12 protein-coding genes are annotated in these 17,826 nt (G+C 45.9%); 11 read left to right on the forward strand and 1 reads right to left on the reverse strand.

Translation table 11 applies throughout. The features are described from left to right. The first annotated feature begins 117 nt into the window (after nt 1-117). The 8 genes from NO989_RS07205 to NO989_RS07240 all read left to right on the forward strand — a co-directional run bounded on the left by NO989_RS07205 (nt 118) and on the right by NO989_RS07240 (nt 11,955). Complete coding sequence (locus NO989_RS07205; protein WP_156078912.1) at nt 118-3,453, forward strand: amidohydrolase family protein; 3,336 nt, start codon at nt 118-120, stop codon at nt 3,451-3,453. A 237-nt stretch (nt 3,454-3,690) separates the two neighbouring features. Then, on the forward strand, nt 3,691-4,236 hold the full coding sequence (locus tag NO989_RS07210) for a hypothetical protein (RefSeq protein WP_014950953.1): 546 nt from the start codon (nt 3,691-3,693) through the stop codon (nt 4,234-4,236). A gap of 22 nt (nt 4,237-4,258) precedes the next feature. Next, nucleotides 4,259-5,515: a hypothetical protein gene (locus NO989_RS07215; protein ID WP_014950954.1), complete on the forward strand. Its 1,257-nt coding sequence runs from the start codon at nt 4,259-4,261 to the stop codon at nt 5,513-5,515. 77 nt (nt 5,516-5,592) lie between these two features. After that, a complete protein-coding gene (locus NO989_RS07220; RefSeq protein ID WP_014977562.1) occupies nt 5,593-7,041 on the forward strand; it encodes a hypothetical protein in 1,449 nt (482 codons plus the stop codon). A gap of 11 nt (nt 7,042-7,052) precedes the next feature. Then, nucleotides 7,053-9,035 (forward strand): SUMF1/EgtB/PvdO family nonheme iron enzyme, encoded by a 1,983-nt coding sequence (locus NO989_RS07225; protein WP_014950956.1) that lies wholly within the window; start codon nt 7,053-7,055, stop codon nt 9,033-9,035. Between the two features lie 125 nt (nt 9,036-9,160). Then, nucleotides 9,161-9,931, forward strand: coding sequence for a MotA/TolQ/ExbB proton channel family protein (locus NO989_RS07230; RefSeq protein ID WP_014950957.1), 771 nt, complete (start codon nt 9,161-9,163; stop codon nt 9,929-9,931). 15 nt (nt 9,932-9,946) lie between these two features. Then, nucleotides 9,947-11,005, forward strand: a complete 1,059-nt coding sequence (locus NO989_RS07235) for a vWA domain-containing protein (RefSeq protein WP_014950958.1) — start codon at nt 9,947-9,949, stop codon at nt 11,003-11,005. Next, nucleotides 11,005-11,955 carry a VWA domain-containing protein gene (locus NO989_RS07240; RefSeq protein WP_075177842.1) on the forward strand — a complete coding sequence of 317 codons (951 nt, stop codon included), beginning with the start codon at nt 11,005-11,007 and terminating at the stop codon, nt 11,953-11,955. The genes NO989_RS07235 and NO989_RS07240 overlap by 1 nt, the downstream gene beginning before the upstream one ends. Before the next feature lie 38 nt (nt 11,956-11,993). On the opposite strand, the gene NO989_RS07245 is transcribed toward NO989_RS07240, so the two are convergent. Beyond that, a complete protein-coding gene (locus NO989_RS07245; protein ID WP_371342328.1) occupies nt 11,994-13,133 on the reverse strand; it encodes a hydroxymethylglutaryl-CoA reductase in 1,140 nt (379 codons plus the stop codon). Between the two features lie 823 nt (nt 13,134-13,956). Between NO989_RS07245 and NO989_RS07250 the strand changes: the two genes are divergently transcribed. The 3 genes from NO989_RS07250 to NO989_RS07260 are packed head-to-tail and all read left to right on the forward strand — an operon-like array spanning nt 13,957 to nt 17,788. Continuing rightward, nucleotides 13,957-15,210 carry an HlyD family secretion protein gene (locus tag NO989_RS07250; RefSeq protein ID WP_202285965.1) on the forward strand — a complete coding sequence of 418 codons (1,254 nt, stop codon included), beginning with the start codon at nt 13,957-13,959 and terminating at the stop codon, nt 15,208-15,210. A gap of 2 nt (nt 15,211-15,212) precedes the next feature. After that, nucleotides 15,213-17,480: a peptidase domain-containing ABC transporter gene (locus tag NO989_RS07255; protein ID WP_371342319.1), complete on the forward strand. Its 2,268-nt coding sequence runs from the start codon at nt 15,213-15,215 to the stop codon at nt 17,478-17,480. Then, nucleotides 17,477-17,788 (forward strand): helix-turn-helix transcriptional regulator, encoded by a 312-nt coding sequence (locus tag NO989_RS07260; protein WP_014950963.1) that lies wholly within the window; start codon nt 17,477-17,479, stop codon nt 17,786-17,788. Before NO989_RS07255 ends, NO989_RS07260 begins: the two co-directional genes overlap by 4 nt. Nucleotides 17,789-17,826 lie beyond the last annotated feature (38 nt).

The following is a 17,826-nucleotide window of genomic DNA, read 5'->3' on the forward strand; positions in this document are numbered from 1 at the left end:
TCCTACTTTGCAGTAAGATTAACCTTAGTTTTACAATTCAAGAGTACGTATCTTCATGTTAAGTCATGTACTCTGATGTAGACAGAAAATAAATAACAAGCGGTTGGAAGCACAATTATGATAACGACAAAGAAAAGTTTACTGGCCATCACGCTAGTAAGCGCCCTGGGCTTGGGCGTCGCACCTACTTTATACGCCCAAAACGACAGTGAAGAAAAAACAGAATCCGAGCTTGAAACATGGGAAGTCAGCAACCCACCTTATGCATTAAACGAAGTCACTATCAAAACAAACGAAACCACGTGGTCTAGCTTAGACGTTGCACCAAACGGCGAGTTTATGGTTTTTGACATGCTGGGCGACTTGTACAAAGTGAGCATGAGTGGTGGCGATGCGACCCCGCTGACCCAAGACTTCGCATGGAATATTCACCCTTCAATTTCTCCAGACGGTAAACAGATCGCATTTATCTCGGATAAAGATGGGTTAAGTAACGTATGGGTTATGGACATTGACGGTAGTAATCTTCGTCAGGTAACCAAAGAGAAAAGCAATCTTATCCACTCTCCTAAATGGAGCCCAGACGGCGAATACCTAGTGGTAACCAAAGGCATCATGTCTAGCCGTAGTATTCCTGCGGGCGAGATTTGGATGTACCACAAATCAGGTGGTGACGGCCTACAAATTAAAGCTCGTAACAGCGGAAAGCGCGACCAACAAAACATTGCTGACCCTGTATTCTCTCATGACGGCAAGTATATTTACTTTACCGAAAATACGGTTCCGGGCGCCCGCTTTGAATATAACCGCGACCCGTTAGAAGGCATTTTTGCTATCACTCGCTACGACCGCGAAACCGGCGAAGAGAGCCGCTATATTAGCGGTACGGGCGGCGCTGTGGTTCCTACGCCTTCACCTGATGGTAAATACATCGCTTTTGTGCGTCGCGTTAAAGATAGAACCGCGCTTTTCATTAAAGACATCAAGACAGGTGTAGAAACACCACTGACGTTAGAACTAGAGCGAGATATGCAGGAAGGCTTTGGTTCGGAAGGTTACTTTGCCTACTTCGACTGGATGCCAGACAGCAGCGAAATCGTATATTGGACAGGCGGTAAGTTCCACACTATCAACGTGAAAGATAAAACCACCAGTACCATGGACGTGACCGTTGAAGGCACGGTGAAATTTGCCGATGCGTTACGCTTTGACGTAGATGTCGCACCTGATGAATTTGACGTTCGCATGATCCGCTGGTCTCAAATGTCGCCCAACGGTAAATCCGTACTCTTCCAAGCGTTAGGTAAACTTTATGTGCGCGACGTTAAATCTGGCAAAATTAAGCGTTTAACGAAACAAAACGACCATGACGAATACTATCCGCGCTTCTCTAACGACGGAAAGTCGATTGTTTATACGACATGGAATGACCAAGACCTAGGCACCGTTCGCGTGGTTTCTGCTCGTGGCGGGAAAGGAAAGGTTGTTACCCAGCAGCCAGGTCATTACATTGAGCCATCGTTCTCTGCCGATGGCGAGAAAGTCGTCTTCCGCAAGTTTACGGGCGGCTACTTACTAGACCCCAAATACTCGGTTGAGCCGGGAATTTACGTAGCAGATCTTGAAAAAGACACCGTAGAAAAAGTCTCTGATGGCGGCTACAACGCGCATTTCGCGGGTAACAACGACCGAGTGTATTTCACCGAATCAGCGGGCGGCGAAGCTTACTACGAAACCCAGCTTTCAAGCGTTAACCTTAAGGGTAACGACAAGCGAACTCACCTTTACGGTGCAGATAAAGTAAGTGAGTACAAACTTTCACACGATAAGAAATGGGTTGCGTTTGTTTACCAGTTCAAAACGTACGTGGCGCCGTTTGTCGAAAATGGCAAGCGCATCACCATAGGCCCGAACATGACCTCACTGCCGGTAACGCAGCTCTCAAGCCGTGCAGGTGAATACTTAACGTGGTCGCCTGACAACAAAACCCTTAGCTGGTTTAACGGCCCTACGCTATTTAGCCGTTCACTTGATGAAGCCTTTGCCTTTGTTGATGGCGCAGCGGAAACGCTGCCTGAGCCGGTAGCTGAAGGTATGGATTTGTCGTTTACCACTAAAGCTGACAAGCCATCTGGTTACAAAGCCTTGGTAGGCGGTAAAGTGGTAACCATGCGCGATGCCGACAACACCCAAGAGGTGATTGAAGATGGCGTTGTGCTGATTAAAGACAACCGCATTGAAGCAGTGGGTAAACGTGGTGATGTGACCATTCCTGATGATGCAATGCAAATAGACACCACGGGAAAAACCATTATCCCAGGGCTTGTTGATGCGCACGCTCACGGCTCGCAGGGCCGCAATGAGATTATCCCTCAGCAAAACTGGAGTCAATACTCGAATGTGTCGTTCGGCGTAACAACCATTCATGATCCTTCAAACGACACGACAGAAATTTTTGCTGCGGCAGAATTACAGCGTAAAGGCGATATTGTTGCGCCACGTATCTACTCCACCGGCACGATTTTATACGGTGCAGAAGGACTAGGTTACAAAGCGATTATCAATAATTATGAAGATGCCTATTTCCACGTAGAGCGCTTGAAAGAAGCCGGTGCTATTTCAGTGAAAAGCTACAACCAGCCCCGTCGCGATCAGCGCCAGCAAGTGCTGTGGGCAGCAAAAAATCAAGAGATGATGGTAGTGCCTGAAGGAGGCGGTAAGCTTCAGCAGAATCTGACTATGTTGGTAGATGGCCATACGGGTCTTGAGCACAGCATTCCTGTGGAAAAAGGCTACAGCGACGTCACTCAACTGTGGAAAGCCACTGAGTTTGGCTATACGCCGACCTTTGTTGTGTCGTACGGCGGCATGATGGGTGAAGAGTACTGGTACGACAAAACTGAAGTGTGGAAGAACCCGCGTCTTCTTCGTTATACGCCGTCGACGATTCTAGATAGCCGTGCGATCCGCAGACCTACTGCGCCAGAAAATCAGTACAACCACCAAAACGTAGCAAGCTACGCCAAAGAGCTCCGAGATAATGGGGTCAGTGTACATATTGGTGCTCACGGACAGCGTGAAGGCTTAGCTGCTCACTGGGAGCTGTGGATCATGGAACAAGGCGGCTTCACGCCTTGGGAAGCGCTACGCGGCGGTACTATTGATGGCGCGAAACACCTAGGTATGGGCAAAGATCTTGGCAGTATCGAAAAAGGTAAACTTGCTGACCTAGTGGTGATTGATGGCGACGTATTAAGCGACATTAGAAAGAGTGAATTCGTAGAATACACTGTACTAAATGGACGCGTATACGAGTCGGCCACCATGAACGAAGTGGGCAGTAAGAAAAAACGCAAACCGTTTTTCTTTGAACAAGACAATGCCACCTTTATGCCGCTACAAACGGCAGATGATGTGGAAGCGAAAGCGCACCACTATCATTGGGAGCATTAATTCTGCGTCCAAAGTCCTGTAGTAATAAATAACATAAACTAGTAGGCCTTAATTAACCCAACGCTAAAGCCGACGAAAGCTTCCTGTTTCGTCGGCTTTTTATTTTCTGAATATGAAAACTTACCTGTGCATGTTTAAAACTGAGTTTAGTCTTAAGTAAAAGAGTGGTATAACTGCTTTAAGGATGGAGGGTAATATATGAACCACCCCAAATCAGATTAAAAGGACTTATTCGCCATGCAGTATTATTTGCCACTAGCATTACTGCTTAACGCACTCATTTTTGCTTCAGCTGGCGCTCAAACGAGCGAAGCCCCTACCTATTATCAAGATTGCGCCGTTCTCGATTTTGGCGAACAAGATCTATCTACGATGACAGAAGCGGAAAAAATACAAGCGTTAGACGACTCCTTATTTGGCGCACTAAACCAAAGCGAAGAATGCATGAACGCAGCGGCACAATCGAGCGCACAAAGCGTAGCTAGCGCGGCGGGTCAAGGTGCCGGGCAAGGCGCTGGTGCGGGTAATACCTCGAGCACATCATCTTCGGGGGCAGGCGCTGGGCAGTCTAGCTCACAAAGCAGCACTGAGTCTCAAGAATCATCGACGAATACACAAACAACCACTTCAAGTTCAGATCCTTCAAAACAGTCTATTGGAGGGCAAGCGAAAGGTGGAAGTTCAGCGGTATGTGACGCCGTAATTGCCGGCTTGCAAGGAGCAACAACTGAGTCTGAAAAGGCGCATTTCCAAGCATTAAAAGAGCAATACGGTTGTAAATAAAAAATCAGAGGAAGGAAAGGATATGTCTTCATTTAAACCCAAGGCCCTGTTTACCGTGGTCGCAACAGCATCGTTTATACTCTTGAGCGGATGTGGCTCAACGCAGACTAATGTCACCAGTGTAGGACCATCTATGGTAGGCCCAGGGGGCGGTCAGGCGTTAGGCGCGCAAAAAAATACCTACAACTACAACTCCGAAATTTATATGGATGTTGCTATACCTGTATTTGACCCGGGCTTTCCAACAGAACGTGATGGCACTATCGATTACGATGAAATAGAAGAGGAAGGGATTTGGCCTCAAGTGCGTCGCTTAGAAGCTAACCGCTTTGCAATCGCAACCAAAGAAGCCCTAGGTGAAACCAAATCTTTCGGCAGCATTAACGTAACGCCAGATGCTTCTGCACTTGCCGATGTTTACGTGCTGGGCAAAATTAATTACTCAGATACTGAAACTGTAGAAATTGGCGTGAAAGTGATGGACGCTAAAAACACAGTATGGGGTGAAGAAGAATTTGAATACCGCGTAAGTGAAGGCTGGTATCGCGATGCCATGTCTCGCGGCGAAAACCCTAACGGCCCAGTTTTCGAGCAAATTGCAAAATTCGTTTATGATTTGCTTATAAAGAAATCCGATGCCTACAAGCAAGAAGTGCAAATGGTGTCAGACCTGCGCTACGCACAAATGTATAGCCCTGAGTCGTTTAGCCAATACCTTACTCAAGGCAGAAGAGGTGAGATTGAGCTAGTAAGTGCGCCTTCAGATAGCGATCCAATGCTTCGTCGCGTGCGCGCCATACAGGCGAAAGATGAACAATTTATAGATAGCCTTCAAGAAACCTATGATTCTTTTTGGGTAACCACTGAAGAGCCATACCGTAAGTACCAGAAAGAGACACTTCCTGAAGCCAAGAAAATCAGAGAACTTGAAGCAGAACGCACCACACAACAAGTCACGGCAGGGTTATTCGCAGTCGCCTCAGTGCTTTTAGGCTCTAACTCTAGCTCAACGGCTGGTCAAGTAGCCGCGGCAGGTGCTGGTATTGCCGCAATTGGCACACTGAGTGAAGCAATCAAAACTAACAAAGAGCTTCACGCCCAACGGGATCTATTCGATGAAATGGGGCAAAACCTTGATATTCAGGTAGCCGATCAAATTGTTGAAATAGACAATCAACGAATTGAGCTTCAAGGCACAGCAAGCGAACAATACTACCAGCTTCGCGCTCGCCTTAAAGATATCTATGACATGGAATCCACACCAATGACTGCGCTATAAGCCCAGTCGTTGGTGTTATCAAAACCATTAAATAAGATATCTATTCTATTGTTAAGTTAGAGAGTAAAGGGTTACGCATGCCAAGCGTTGAGCAACAAATAGAGCAAAGCAGAGCAAAGAAAAAGGCACTCATAAAAAAGTCACTGCTCGGTTTTTCACTGGTCATGTTGATAGGCGTTGCAGGCGTACTCCTTATCTCATATATGCCTACTGTCACATCGAACGTTACGGACGCCACGGATGACACAACAGCAGTACCCCAAACCGCAAAAGCTACACCCACTGTGGAAGTTAATGAAGAAGAACGAAAAGCCCTTCAAATGGCGCTTAGCGAGTCAAAACAAAGTGTAAACGACTTGGTTAGTCGCGTTTCACACTCCCAGATGTTCCTAGAAAAAGCGAGTGAAGTTGAGCGCAAGTTGAATACTGCGTTTAATGAGTATGGCGCATCCAACTACGGCGCAGTTATAAATGCACTGGATGATATAAAGAGCTCAGTTGACACAATAAATACTGACTACGAAAACGCCTACACTCAACCTTATGAAGACGCCCTCCTTGCCTTCAATAATGGGAATGTTTCAAGCGCGTTTAACCTAAATAAAACGTCGTTAACGATAAACCCTGATTTCGAAAAAGCTAACATTTTGCAGCAACGCATTGATGTATTTGATGAGGTGCAAGACGCCTACGAGCAGGCACGCATTGGTAAGGTCGAAAACAACATCAGCAAACAGCGCGAAGCGTACGCAAAAATAGTACAGTTAGATCCTGCCCGTAAGGACGCACAGCAAGCACTTGATGCTATTAACCGGCAATTGCAAGACAGCCGATTTGATACGCTGCTAGCTCAGGCAAATCGAGCTATCGAGCAAGGTGACTACCCTGCTGCCGCAGAATTCCTCAATGACGCCAAAAGTCTAAAAGCTTCAAGCAATGAGCTTGCCACCATTAGTAAAAAGCTCGCGTCTTTAGTTGCTTCACAAGAGCAGCAGAAAATTGAAAATCAAGTCGCCTTGTTTGTCAGCGCAGATGAATGGCAAACCGTAAAGCTGCTAGCAAATAAAGGCCTCGCTAGCTTTCCAGTCAGCCCTGCTTTACTTGAGGCAAAGCAAAATGCCGAAGCCATACTCGATGCAGAAAAAAGCTTGAGCGCTTACCAAAGGCGGCCAGAACGTTTATCGGATAACAACGTCAGAAATCTAGCCCTTAAAGACATTGCGCGAGCAGGTTCACATGCAGAAAAAAGCGCAAAACTGCGTGCCCAAATATTTTCACTTGAGCAAGTGATCGACAATATCAATCAGCCCCGATCCGTAACAATAACGTCGGATAACGATACCTATATTAAGGTACTTGGAGTAGGCCTCGTGGGGGAAGTAAAAACAAAAACCATTCAGCTGAAACCTGGTACATATCGCATTGAAGGGAGCCGCGAGGGTTATCGCTCAACCATTCAAGAGATTGTAGTTTCACCGTCAGACACCAACCTATCAGTACATATTGTATGTACTGAAAAAGTATAAGGACCTATCCAGTGAGCAGTATTGATGACGCCATTGCCAAAGGAAAGAAGCGAAGAAAGGGCGTTGCTATAGCTTCATTAATAGGACTGGCCGCCGTTCTCGTTGTTTATTTTGGCTGGCTGTTTCTTACCAAAGGTTATGCCTTTGCAGTTTCTCCAGAACGTGCAGCACAAAATCCGCAATTTGCTGTTTTAAGTGGTAGTGCGATGTTCATTAGTGACAAGCTTTACGTGTTTGGTAGCCATGCTGAAGTCCAGGTTTCGGCCCCAAAATATCAAGATGCCACGGTTGTTATTAACGACAATTCGCCAAGCACTATTAATGTTACGCTCGTTCCTTTACCGGCAAAAGTCACCCTATCAACCTCCCCTTCATTGAGTGAAATAACCTGGCATTTAAACGCTGAGAAAGTAGCGGTATCGAGAACCTACGTAACGGAATTAAAAAAGGGCAGCTACAGAGCGAGCGCCAGTCATCCGCATTATGAAACGGGTGAGATCCAATTTGATGCAGATATCGCGCAGGAAATTGAACAAGTTATTTCACTTTCTCCAGTTAAGGGCGCAATTAGCATAAACTCAAGCCCTTCTGGTGCCAATGTCTCCCTTGACGGTAAAGATATGGGTGTCACGCCACTTTCTATTAATATGAATGGCGGTAAGTACGAAATTGTCGTGACGAAGTCAGGGCTAGAGCCATTGGAAGACACCATTGAAGTCACTAGCCAACGCCCTAACCCGACAAGAAACTATAACCTTCAACCCCTTCAAGCACAGATAACAGTTTCGACAGACCCTCAAGGCGGCGTACTTACAGTAAATAATAAACCGACTGATACAAGATCTCGTGTGGATGCGAATACGCCACATATCGTCAAGTATGAAAAAACCGGATTCATTTCACAAAGCCAGCGGATCACGCTAGCTCCCGGCGAGAACAAAGCGCTTACCTTCAACCTTCAAGAAGAGCGAGGACAAGTGAATATAAGCGCGTCGTTAAGTGCAAAAGTTTTCATCGACGGTTCACCTAAAGGTCAAACGCCGCTTAATTTAACGCTTCAAGCTTTACCGCACACAGTAACATTCGAACGTGAAGGATATCGCAGTGTTACCAAGACTATTACACCTAGTGCAAACAAGCCGGTGAAAGTACACGCTGATATGCTTACAGAGTTTGAAGCAAGACGGCGTGAAGGTAAGCCGCTTTTTGCAAATACACTGGGTATTCAACTTTCGCTTGTTACACCCAAAGCCTTCACTATGGGCTCTCCTGCAAACGAAAAGGATCGCCAGCGCAATGAAACGCAAAGAGACGTATCTTTTTCGCGTAAATTCTGGATGTCTAATCACGAGGTTACTCAGGCGCAGTTCGCCGCGTTCGCAGGGAAAGGGCCTAGCAGCAAGCTACCGATCACGAATGTTTCGTGGAGTGATGCGGTTGCGTTTACAAATTGGCTAAGCGAGAAGGAAGGTTTAACACCGTTTTATGTTGTTCAAAATGGCAGAGTAACCGGTATTGATAAAACCTCGAAAGGCTATCGTTTACCTACGGAAGCCGAGTGGGAATTCGTTGCAAAAATGAATCGCCGAGCATCACCAACAATCTTTGTTTGGGGTAATCAGTTTAGGCTTCGCGATAAGCAAGGCAACTTCGCTGATGCGTCGCTAAGTGGGAAACAGACCTTTATTTTAAAAGACTACGATGACGGATTTGCCGACAAAGCTCCTGTTGGTTCGTTCAAAGCTGAACGCGGTGGATTCTACGATTTAGATGGCAATGTGCGTGAGTGGGTCCACGATGTTTACCAGAATTCACCATCAAACCAGTCTGGTACTTTTGCCGACTACCTAGGCCCTGTTGGACAAGGTAAACACGTAGTAAAAGGCGCGTCGTTTCAAACGGGTCGGCTTAAAAATATTCGCGCAAGCGTGCGCAGCGGTGAGACTGAACCTGCTGACGATATAGGCTTTCGCATAGCGAGATACGAGAATTAATATGAAAAAGAAACTGATCATTGCTGCAGTATTGTTGGCCATTGCGGGCACCGCAAGTGCGTACTTTGTATCGTTAGATTCGCCGCAAGACTTTCCAACTAACATTTAACTATCAAGGAATGATGATGAATAAAGAGAATACGTTGTCAATGAACCCCAGCTTTCTTGTAAGTGGCGGGGTCTTTCTATTTATATTTGCCTTGGTACATTTTCTATTTGCCGGTTTTATTCGCCCCGCAGCCGAAAAAGTCATGGCAACAGCTGGCACAGCGTCCCTATCCTCTTTCTGGGTTATTCTTAAAGATATCGAGCAACAGGTTTGTATCTCGCTGATGCTGTTTTGCATTTTCCTAATGGTTTACAAACTTTGGAAGCTGCTGGATGAAGAAGAGATTTACTCACGAGACTTACTGCCTGAGCACAACAAAGATACGCCACTAAATGTAGATAAAGCGTTAGATGAGCTTTCGTCTTCATCTTATAGCGACACCCCCGCATACAGCACGTGGATAAACTGCATTAGACGCTTTAAAAACACACAGAACGTGCAGCATGCTGCCGATGCAATCCACGCTTCGGTAGAAAATATTGCTGCCCAGCTTGAAAGTGGTAATAACGTGATTCGCTACATTATTTGGGCTATTCCTTCGATTGGTTTCGTTGGCACTGTTCGCGGTATTGGCGCAGCCCTTGCGCAAGCAGACGCAGCCCTAGATGGTGATATCGCGGGAATGACGGCTTCGCTGGGCGTTGCGTTCAACTCTACGCTCGTCGCGCTTTTTATATCGCTTATTCTAATGTTGTTAATGCACCTGTTAAATGGTCGCCAAGACACTATGGTAATTCGCACACAAGAGTCTTGTGAACACCACCTTCTGTCACACCTTCACAACTAATTAGGCGAGACAGTAATGCCTAAAGTGCGTAAAGCCGAAGACGGATTTAACCTGGCGTTTTTAGACGTTATGGCCTGTGGCCTTGGCGCGGTTATTCTTATTTTCATTCTGGTCGACTTTAAAGCGTTTACACCTACACCAACTGAAGAGAAAGAAAAATTAGAGCAAGAACTCGCCGCCGCAGAGCAAGAACAACAAAAACTCAAAAAGTCGATTGACGAGTTAAACGATAAAATTGCCCTTGAGTCAGCGAAGCAAGACGATGCTCAGCAAGCGCAAGCAGATACAACGCAAGACCAGTCAAAACTACTGCAAGATATGTCTACTGAAATGGCAGTAGTGGCTGATCTTGAAAACCAGCTAGCCGCATTGTCTAAAGAAGTAGAAAAGTCAGCCAACATTCAAATGCAAGGTACCGGCGAACAGAACTACATCACTGGCATGAAAATAGAAGGCCCAGAAATAGGTCTGCTAATTGACAAAAGTGCGTCAATGATGGGCGATAACTTGGTGGATATTTTAGGCAAGTTAGCGTTGAGTGATAGCCAGAAAGTTTCTACGCCGAAGTGGATACGCACCAAGCGGGTAGCCCAATGGATGCTCGCGCGTGTTCCTTTAGAATCAAGAGTCACCGTAGTGACTTTTTCAGACACCGCTACCACACTAGGCCTTCGTGATGTAAATAGTGCCAAAGTCAGCGGTTCGATGAACGCAATAGTTAAAGACCTCGGTGCTGTCGTCCCCAATGGAGGAACAAACCTTCAAGAAGGTTTAAGCATTTTATTTAAGGCTAACCCAAACATCACCGATGTGTATATTGTCACCGATGGCCTTCCTACCTTGGGTGACGGACTACCTATGAGCTGCAAAAGCTTCATTAGTAGTAAAAAGTCAATTTCATCAGATTGCCGTAAGACCTTATTTGTTGAAACCGTTAAGCGCGCTAAGAAAGGCGTGCATTACAATGTGATTTTGCTGCCCATTGAGGGCGATCCTTTTGCTTCACCTATGTACTGGGAATGGACCCGCGCAACAAGCGGCACTTTCCTATCACCTGCTCCGGAGTGGCCCTAATGCGCAAAATTCAACGAGCCCCCGTTGAGGTATTCAACATTGCCTTTCTCGACATAATTTCCTGTGCTTTCGGCGCCGTAGTCATGCTGGTGCTTCTGGCCAAAAACGGCACTGAAGACACTGAGCGCGGCCCTAGTAACGTAAGTGTTCTTATTGACCAGGTATTACAGGCTCAAGTTGATGTGGAAACGCTCAAAGGCGCACTGTCAGATAAGCTACAAGAACTGAAAGCAGCACAAAGCAAAACCGCTTCCGTCACGGAACAGAAAGACAATTTAGACTCATCGATACCACGCGCACAACAAACCATTAATCAACTGAAAGACAAAGCTTCGTCGCTGCGTAACGAAATACGCCAGGCAACCGCTATGTTAAATACGCCGAATCCGACAGATACCCCTGACGACGATGTTGGTGGAATTCCCACCGATGCTGAGTACGTTATTTTTGCTATCGATAACTCGGGTTCCATGTCCTCTGGCAGTGGTTGGAATCGCGTGATCACCATCGTAAACGACATTTTAAAAAACCATCCTAAAATGAAAGGTTTTCAGATTATGTCTGCTGACGGAAGCTTTATGTTTTCCAGTAGAGCTGGGCAATGGCTAGATGACAGACAAACAATGAGAGATACCGCAATGAGCCAAATGAAGAGCTTTAAAGGAGGGGCGAGTCAGCCTGAAGCGGGGATCCTTAAAGCCATCAAACTGTATAAAAACACCAAAGGGCGTGTGAGTCTTTATGTGTTTGGCGATGATTATCAAAGGCCGAATTTAGATCAGATTGTAAGTCAGATTACCCAAGCTAACCAAGGTGCCAATGGACAGCCTGTTATTCGTATACACGGCGTAGGCTTTAGCCGAAGTAATGGAAACGCACAGCGCTTTAGTGCATTTATGCAGGCGGTAGCGAAGCGAAACCGCGGCGCTTTCATCGGCCAATATTTTTAGTCTCTATTGGCCGATGAGTCGCCTCGTTGGCCAAGGTTTTATCTGTTTCGGCCATACTGTTCGTGTGACGACACCCAGTCTGACGAACTAATGGCTGATGCTAGTGATATCTCTCCAGCCAACACCACAGACGCCACAATTTCTGCAAATTTATACACGCGATCTCGCCCGTAGCAACCCAGTAACTCTAAGCACTCGCGCTGTGTACCTATACCTGTACCACCGCCATACGTCGCTACGATGAGCGATGGAATGGTAATAGACACGTACAGGTCACCGTCGTCTGTTAATTCTGAATACATCATTGCCGCCGACGATTCAGATACGTTTGCAACATCCTGCCCTGTGGCGATAAACATAGCAGTAATACCGTTTGGTGAATGCAGACCCGTGTTATTCACACCAGACAAGAAAGATCCTACGCCAGCTACACGGCCGTGATAATCTATCTGTTTGGGGTCTACGCGCATTACTTCTAATAAATGTTCGCGTTTAATAGTGGCTTCAGCTGTCACCCGTTTACCACGGGTACGCATAATGTTTATTTGAGAGGCCTTTTTGTCTGTAGCAAAGTTAGACTCAAGGTAGAAATTCTCTATCCCCTCATAATGATCGAGTATCCACCCGCATGCTGCGAAGGTAGCACGTCCAACCATGTTTTGACCCGCTGCGTCACCAGTCTTAAAGTTAAAACGCAAAAACGCAAATTTGTTCGATAGGAAATGGTCGATATACGTCAGCTTAGCAACACTTGAGGTCGCTTCTGCTTCTTCTTTAATCTTCTCAAAGTTTGCTTTAATCCATTTAACGAAATCTCTGGCACCCCGTGCATTTTCAAAAATAAATACAGGGGCTCGCTGCATAGCATCGTCGACGACCGTTGCCGTTACGCCACCACTCATGTTAAGCAGCTTCATGCCTCGGTTATACGATGCCACCAGCGTACCTTCGGTAGTCGCTAACGGCACGACAAACTCCCCTTGTGCATGCTCTCCGTTTATCTTCAACGGCCCTGCAATACCGATAGGAACCTGCGCCACGCCAATAAAATGCTCAATATTCCCCTTAAGCGCTTGTGGGTCGATTGAGTACTTACCTACGTGATCAATTTTCTTTCCGGTGGCGCTTTCGAAATATTCTTGGCGTGTTTTTATAATACTTTCGCCGTAGTCATCCATGTCATCACGAGGAATAAAAGCGCTGCGTTGTCCTGGCGCAGTAATATTGTCTTCCACTTCAAATTTAAGCTTTCCAAAAGGCGAAGCAGAAAAGCAAATACCCAGTTTTCGCTTTTCTGGGCACGGCGCTTCATCAATATCTAAATGCACGGTAATGGTTTGACGCAAGCCAAAGGGCTCTCCGTCTGATTTATTTAATGCTTCTACGGAAATACTGGAGTCGGGAGTTAACTGGAGTGAAATTTTATGCTCTGGAATTTTTTCGCCATCAAGAGATATCCACTTTACTTCTTTAATGGTTGCGTCTTTCAATCTGTTTTTCAGAGAAAAAGATAAGCCTTTATCTGTCTTCGTAAGACTTGCGCGTGTATAGAGTTGCTTTAAAAGTATGCTGGGCACAAACATGAGGCTTCCTTCTGTGTGTTCTTACCGTGTTATTTTCATATTCCTTTGTTTTTTATAGCACATTCTTTATACAGTTCTATGACTTCTTTGTATTTTACTGGCAATTATTTGTGTCTGAATCACTTCTAAATTTGAGCCAGCCGCTTTCAAAAATGCGCCAACACCAGTGAAACCGTGTGCTACTGAAATATAGACCTTAGCAGTAATTCATCAAGTTCCCAACCCACCTAAAGTGAACACCGTCACCGCAGTAATGTTGACCACAAGGTATCTGGTAGTAACAAAACGGAGGCGTCAAGAACTGTGATGCCAAGGAGAAAAAGCCTAAACGGAAGTGGCGGCCAGATACCTTTAACGTGACCCAAACAAAGTTAGATAAGCACTGCAACGCAAATGCATAAACAAAAAAGGAATGGAGATGAGAACAGGACTGTTTAGAAAGGAAGTCATTGATGAGCAATCAAATGCTGTTGATGGACGTTTTTTAATGACCCCAAAACCTGTTTATTCTGCAATAGCTGGCCTGCTTGTGGTCTGGATTTTGGCAGTGATTATTTATCTAAATACGGGAAGCTACGCACGAAAGGCATCAGTGAGTGGATGGCTGGAACCCAATCATGGCGTTTTTAAGCTCTATGCCGATGCAAGGCGCGGCAAAGTACTTGATGTATTGGTCAGTGAAGGTCAATTAGTGAGTAAGGGCGCGCCGCTAATTAAGATCAACTACAGTAGCGATGATGCATCAGGTAATAAAGTTAGCACGCAGTTGCTCGCTGAGCTTGAAGCAAAGCAGCATCGAACACGTCAAAGTATTCAACGTCTTGATGTGTTGCATAGAGCGCAGCGACAAGGCTTAGAAGAACAACTGAGCCAAGCCAAACGGGCATTAACGGCTTTAGACGCCATCGTTGAATTGTCGCAAACCCAGTGGGCACTAGCACTAAAGCAGTGGGAGAAAGCGCAAACCTTACTTAATCAAGGGCACATTAGCCAGGCAGACTATGAAAACCATACGCTACAAAGATTGACCGCCGAACAACAGCTTACGTTGGCTCAAAAAGACCAAAATGACGAAAAGGCGAATATCGCTACTCTCCACCATGAACTTGCCACTTTGCCTCAACAGCAGGCCAATGAAATGGCAAACGTGGAGAACACCTTGAGCGATCTCACGCAGCAAATAGTAAGTCACAAGAGTAACGCAGAAGAAACGATTTATGCGCCTCACAATGGCGTGATATCCGGCCTTCAAGTAAAGGCGGGATATACCATCGATAGTTCTCGCCCGCTTCTTACCTTACTGCCTAAAAATGCCGACATTCAAGCGCGTATTGCAGTTCCCGTGCGGTCTGCTGGATTTTTACGCAAAGGCCAAGCCCTGCATATTCGATACGACGCATTTCCTTATCAAAAATTTGGTGTGCAGTCAGGGGAGATAGTGAACATTTCACCTTCGTTGGTGCTACCTGGTGAGCTTACCGACATCCCTATTTCTATTAGTGAACCCGCTTATCTTGTTACTGCAACGCTAAATACAAAAGAAATCTTGGCTTATGGAAACAATATTTCACTGAAAGCTGGGATGACATTTTCTGCAGACGTAGATTTAAGTCAGCGTACGTTGATGGAGTGGTTAATGGAACCACTGTATAGCATTACTGGGAAGCTGTAATCATGATGAACATTACACACCCACTTTCAACGCAAATCCTTTATACAAAAAAGCGTGTGCCCGTTGTACTGCAAAGCGAAGCAGCTGAGTGTGGACTTGCTTGTATGACTATGATTGCGCAGTACTATTCTGATAAACGTGATCTAAATGCTCTACGTCAGTCTGTGTCTGTGTCGCTACGAGGCACTACGTTAAAAGACGTAATGCGCATTGCCAGTGATTTGGGGTTCCAAACCCGCGCCATCAAGATAGAAATGGAGCACTTGGCGCAATTATCTTGCCCTGCAATTCTACATTGGAACATGAATCACTTTGTTGTGTTAACTAAAGTGAAGGGAAAAACCCTTACCATTCACGACCCCGCGCTTGGAGAAAGAAAACTCACTTATTCTGAGGCGTCGAAGTACATTACCGGTATTGCACTTGAGGTCACGCCTAGCGACACATTTAGTCCCAAGAAGTCCGCGCCACGTTTGGGTCTTAGTCAATTCTTCACTCGAACAACAGGGTTTAAGCGCAATCTTCTAACCCTTTTCGCGTTATCGATTGTGTTGCAGTTATTTGCACTTGCTTCACCCTATTACATGCAAACAGTCGTAGATGATGTATTGATTTACAACAACGATGCATTACTGAAAGCGCTGGCAATAGGGTTTGCCCTGCTACTAATAATAGAAACTTTTACTAGCGGGATAAGAAAGTTCGTTATTCTGTCGGTGTCGTCTCGCCTTCAGCTTCAAATGTCGGCGTCGGTATTTAAGCACTTATTATCGCTTCCCTTGGACTACTTCGACAAGCGACATATTGGCGATGTGGTATCCCGCTTTGGCTCACTGGCAAGTATTCGTGAGTTCCTAACCACCGGCCTGGTTACTGCGCTGTTAGACGGCCTCATGGCAGTGATCACACTAGCAGTAATGATTTTATATTCGCCCAAACTCACTCTGGTTGTAGTGGCGATCATGCTTGCCTACCTCGCCGTTCGTCTTGGACTGCTGCCGTTTATTAAACGTCTTACCACTGAACGCATTGCGCTTGCAGCATTAGAACAAAGTCACTTTATGGAAAGCGTACGCGCTATCCTACCTATTCGCGTATACAGCCAAGAAGTACAGCGCCACGGGCAGTGGCAAAACAAGCTTGTCGCCACGCTAAACAAAGACATCACTCTTGGAAAAATCAACATAGGCAGCGCACTGACCAATCAGCTATTGTTTGGCGCTGAAAATTTGGTCGTTGTGTATATTGGTGCCAGCCTGGTTATGGAAGGAACCCTTTCGATAGGGATGCTGCTGGCATTTATGGCGTACAAAGCTCGCTTTGTCAGCGCATTAGATGGCGTGGTTAACAAGCTGATTGAGCTTAGTATGTTAGGTGTTCACTTCAACCGCTTAAGCGACATTTTACTTACACCATCACAGCATAAGCCTCTGTCGTTAAAAGCTAAGGACGATACATTTGAAAAACAAAACGTTCATTTTAGCAATGCAGACGTCCCCAACTCATCCACGTCCAACTCACTTGCACCTAACGTTTTAACGCCTGATGGCGCAAGTACGCCCTCGCTTCTTGATGCCAAAACTCGCCCTATAGCGCTTAAAGCGACAGCGCTCAGTTATCGCTACAGTGAAACCAATGCGTGGGTGTTTAAAAATCTAATGTTCTCGGTACATAGCGGAGAGATCGTCGCAATCACTGGCGATAGCGGCTGTGGAAAAAGCACAATGCTTAAGTGCCTGATGGGACTGTACCCTGTTTCAGAAGGCAATATCGAACACCCAAGCTCTACAAACCCAGTCATCGCGTCAGTGCTTCAGGAGGATACCTGTTTAAGCGGCACCATCGCGCAAAATATCTGTTGTTTTGAAGAAGCTCCCGACCTCAAGAAAATGGTTCACGTCGCTCAGCTTGCCTGTATCCATGAAGACATCATGCAGATGCCTATGCAATACCACTCCTTGGTCGGTGATATGGGTAGCAGCTTAAGTGGTGGTCAAAAACAGCGCCTGCTTCTAGCAAGAGCGCTTTATCAAGAGCCAGACATTTTATTTTTAGACGAAGCAAGCAGTCACCTAGATATGGAAAACGAGGCTCAGATAAATCATCACCTTAAGTCTCTAAATATGACGCGAATTATTGTGGCACATCGCCCTCAATCAATTGCCATGGCAGACAAGGTTTATCGTCTGGAAAACGGCAACTTACATCTATGCCCTCCCACTGAAGTAACAGGAAGCGCAACGTCAGGTAAACAAGGAGAAACACTATGAAAACACATGAAATCAGAGAACCCGCAGTATTGATGACAGCAGCTGAACGCATGCAAATAGATGCGAACGGCATTACCGCTCGGAACAGCGTTATCCCCATTGACTGTTTATCAAAACGCGAACTACAAGTTGCACACAAAATAATGGAAGGACGCTCAAATAAGGTTATTGCCTCAGAGCTATTCATCAGTGAAAGGACCGTCAAATTTCACTGCGCCAACATTTACAAAAAGCTCAACATTAGCAACCGTTCTGTGCTTATTGCCTGCTGTTTTAGAACCCTTTACCAAGAAGTGGCTTCGCTGTAAGCGTGTCCACTTCATTACTCACCACGCCACTACAAGGA

The organism is Alteromonas sp. DY56-G5, from assembly GCF_041414725.1.
In the GTDB taxonomy this organism is placed as follows: domain Bacteria; phylum Pseudomonadota; class Gammaproteobacteria; order Enterobacterales; family Alteromonadaceae; genus Alteromonas; species Alteromonas macleodii.